The 3,767-nt window shown below is 71.0% G+C and carries 2 protein-coding genes; both read right to left on the reverse strand.

Annotated features, from left to right (window positions below):
• Positions 1–223: 223 nt before the first annotated feature.
• Positions 224–2,728, reverse strand: a complete 2,505-nt coding sequence (locus E1193_RS30445; RefSeq protein ID WP_132186582.1) for a DEAD/DEAH box helicase — start codon at positions 2,726–2,728, stop codon at positions 224–226.
• Between the two features lie 119 nt (positions 2,729–2,847).
• Positions 2,848–3,555 carry a tRNA (guanosine(46)-N7)-methyltransferase TrmB gene (trmB, locus tag E1193_RS30450; RefSeq protein ID WP_132186583.1) on the reverse strand — a complete coding sequence of 236 codons (708 nt, stop codon included), beginning with the start codon at positions 3,553–3,555 and terminating at the stop codon, positions 2,848–2,850.
• Positions 3,556–3,767: the final 212 nt, after the last annotated feature.

Here is a 3,767-nt window from a genome sequence, read left to right on the forward strand (position 1 = left end):
GCGGAGGTGGGCGCGGTCACGAGCGTCCTCCCAGGTCAGCAGCTCGATTAGTACACACATTCTAATCGATGGGTGTGACATCGCCCAGGGAATCAGGGGTCCTTCCGCTGTCGGGTCTGGCCGAAGTTGGCGAAGGACGTCGCGATTTCCACGACCTCGCCGATCAATGCCCGCTGCCGGTCCGCCCGCTGCACGTCCATGCCGGGCAGCTACGGGAAAGGTCCTACAGCTGCCCGACGTCGGTGATCCGGACGACCGCTGCGCCCGCCTCGTCCGACGCCGCCAGGTCGACCTCGGCGCTGATGCCCCAGTCGTGGTCGCCCTCGGGATCGTCGAGGATCTGCCGCACCGTCCAGCGTTCCCGGCCCTGCTCGATCATCAACAACGCCGGCCCGCGCGCGTCCGGACCCACCCCGATCTCGTCGTACGAGGCGAAGTACGGCTCCAAGGCGTCCGCCCAGCCGTCGGCGTCCCACCCGTCGGCGCTGTCGAGTTCGCCGAGGAGATCCCAGCGGCGCAGGGCGGCCAGCTCGACCCGGCGGAACAGCGCGTTGCGCACCAGCACACGGAACGCCCGGGCGTTGCGGGTCACCGCCGGCGGCCGGTCGTCCAGCGCGGAGGCCACGTCGGCCACGTCGGCCGGGTTGCGCAGCCGCTCCCACTCGTCGATCAGGCTGGAGTCAACCTGACGGACCAGCTCGCCCAGCCACTCGATGAGGTCGACCAGTTCCTCGGTCTTGGCGTCCTCCGGGACGGTCTGCCGCAGCGTCTTGTACGCGTCGGCGAGGTAGCGCAGCACCAGACCCTCGGATCGGGTCAGCCCGTAGAACTGGACGTACTCGCCGAAGGTCATCGCCCGCTCGTACATGTCGCGGACCACGGACTTGGGGGAGAGCTGGTGGTCGGCGACCCAGGGATGCCCCTGCCGGTACATCTCGTACGCGTTGCCCAGCAGCTCCGCCAGGGGCTTGGGCCAGGTCACCCCGTCGAGCAGTTCGAGGCGGGCCTCGTACTCGATGCCCTCGGCCTTCATCGCGGCGACCGCCTCGCCGCGTGCCTTGAACTGCTGCGCCGACAGCACCTGGCGCGGGTCGTCGAGGATCGACTCGATGACCGACAGCACGTCGAGGGCGTAGGCGGGGGATTCGACGTCGAGCAGTTCGATCGCGGCCAGCGCCAGCGGCGACAGCGGCTGGTTGAGGGCGAAGTCGAGCTGGAGGTCGACGGTGAGCCGGACCCGCCGGCCCTGCTCGTCGGGCTCGTCGAGCTGCTCGACCACGCCACCGGCGCGCAACGCCCGGTAGATCGCGATGGCCCGGCGGATGTGCCGGCGCTGCGCGGGGCGGTCCTCGTGGTTGTCGGTGAGCAGGTGCCGCATCGCGGCGAACGCGTCGCCGGGCCGGCCGATGACGTTGAGCAGCATCGAGTGGCTGACCTGGAAGCTGGAGGTCAGCGGCTCCGGCTCGGCCTCCACCAGTCGCTGGAAGGTCGGCTCGCCCCAGCCGATCGAGCCCTCCGGTGGCTTCTTCTTGACCACCTTGCGGCGCTTCTTCGGGTCGTCGCCGGCCTTGGCGAGGGCCTTCTCGTTCTCGATGACGTGCTCGGGGGCCTGCACGACCACCCGGCCGAGGGTGTCGAATCCGGCGCGGCCGGCCCGCCCGGCGATCTGGTGGAACTCGCGGGCCTTGAGCAGCCTGGTCCGCACCCCGTCGTACTTCGAGAGGCCGGTGAAGAGCACCGTGCGGATCGGCACGTTGATGCCGACGCCGAGGGTGTCGGTGCCGCAGATGACCTTGAGCAGCCCGGCCTGGGCCAGCGTCTCCACCAGACGTCGGTACTTGGGCAGCATACCGGCGTGGTGTACGCCGATGCCGTGGCGCACCAGCCGCGACAACGTCTTGCCGAAGCCCGAGGTGAACCGGAAGTTCCCGATCGCGCTCGCGATCATGTCCTTCTCGGCGCGGGTGCAGACGTTGACGCTCATCAGCGCCTGGGCGCGTTCCAGGGCGGCGGCCTGGGTGAAGTGCACGACGTACACGGGGGCCTGCTTGGTGTCCAGCAGCTCCTCCAGGGTCTCGTGCAGCGGCGTCATCGCGTACGAGAAGAGCAGCGGGACCGGCCGCTCGGCCGAGCGGACGACGGCGGTCGGTCGGCCGGTACGCCGGGCCAGGTCGTCGACGAACCGGGTGGTGTCGCCGAGCGTCGCGGACATCAGGACGAACTGCGCCTGCGGCAGTTCGATCAGCGGCACCTGCCACGCCCAGCCCCGGTCCGGCTCGGCGTAGAAGTGGAACTCGTCCATGACCACCTGGCCGACGTCGGCGCGTGTGCCCTCCCGCAGCGCCAGGTTGGCCAGGATCTCCGCGGTGCAGCAGATGATCGGGGCGTCGGCGTTGACGCTGGCGTCACCGGTGAGCATTCCGACGTTCTCCGCGCCGAAGACCTCGCAGAGCGCGAAGAACTTCTCCGACACCAGCGCCTTGATCGGGGCGGTGTAGAAGGTCGTCCGGTCCTCTGCCAGGGCCGCGAAGTGCGCCGCGATCGCGACCAGGCTCTTGCCGGAGCCGGTCGGCGTGTTCATGATCACGTTGGCGCCGGAGACGATCTCGATGACCGCCTCCTCCTGGTGCGGGTAGAGGTTCAGGCCGCGCTCGGAGGCCCAGCTGGCGAACGCGTCGTAGAGGGTGTCGGGGTCGGCGGTTCGTGGGAGCGCGGCGGTGAGAGTCATGGCGGCTCCCATCGTGCCCGGAGCACGCCCCCGCGCGCCAACCGGGGCCCGGCCGGTGCCCGTGGCCGAGGCACCTGGGTTCTGGTCGAGGCGTCTGGCAGGGCGCGGGGCGTGGATGCTCAGCGGCGGTGGTGGACGAGGTCGAAGACCTCTCGACCGGCGGTCAGGGCGCGGCGCTCGAACTTGGTCACCGGACGGTGCGCGGGTCGGGGCGCGAAGCCGCCGTGCACGTCGACCAGGTCCGGGTCGGCGGTGAGGGTGGAGCGCATCGACTCGGCGTACTCGGCCCAGTCGGTGGCGCAGTGCAGCGTCCCGCCGGGCCGCAGCCGGGAGCGCAGCAACGCCACGTGGACCGGCTGGATGATCCGCCGCTTGTGGTGGCGGGCCTTCGGCCACGGGTCGGGGAAGAAGACGTGTACCGCGTCCAGGCACCCCTCGGGCATCGCCCGGACCAACTCCAGCGCGTCGCCCCTGGCCACCCGGACGTTGCTCAGCCCGAGCCGTTCCACCAGCGCCAACAGGTTGCCGATGCCCGGCGTGTGCACCTCGACCGCCAGGTAGTCCCGGTCCGGGTCGGCGCCGGCCATGGTGGCCGTGGCGTCGCCCATCCCGGAGCCGATCTCCAGCACCAGCGGGGCTCCGCGACCGGAGGACGCCGGGTCGAACGGGCCGTCCAGGGCCGCGATGTCGAGACCGTACGCCGGCCAGAGTCGTTCCAGCGCGTCCGCCTGGTGACCGCTCATCCGGCCGCGGCGCGGGTGGAAGGTGCGAATCCGGGCGGCGTGGGTCGCGGCCGGGACGGCGGGATTCTGGTCGGTGGAGGTCACAGCGCACCGAGCGTACGCGACGGTTCCGGCGGATCGGATGTGAGCTACGCCCGGGGGTGAGACGATTCATCCCGTACGGCAGGCCGGTGCTTCCGTCGCCCCGGCGCTGCGGCGAGGGCGCCGAGAGGAGGCAGGGGTGTCGGTCAGGCTCCAGCGCACCACGACGGCGATCGCGATCTCCCTCGGCGCGATGCTGTGCGCCACCGCCCCTG

This window comes from Micromonospora sp. KC606, from assembly GCF_004348675.1.
Taxonomy (GTDB): domain Bacteria; phylum Actinomycetota; class Actinomycetes; order Mycobacteriales; family Micromonosporaceae; genus Micromonospora.

What these genes read in the sequence shown, in the direction of transcription:
- E1193_RS30445 (WP_132186582.1), bottom strand. Translation starts at nt 2,728, where the DNA reads ATGACTCTCACCGCCGCGCTCCCACGAACCGCCGACCCCGACACCCTC.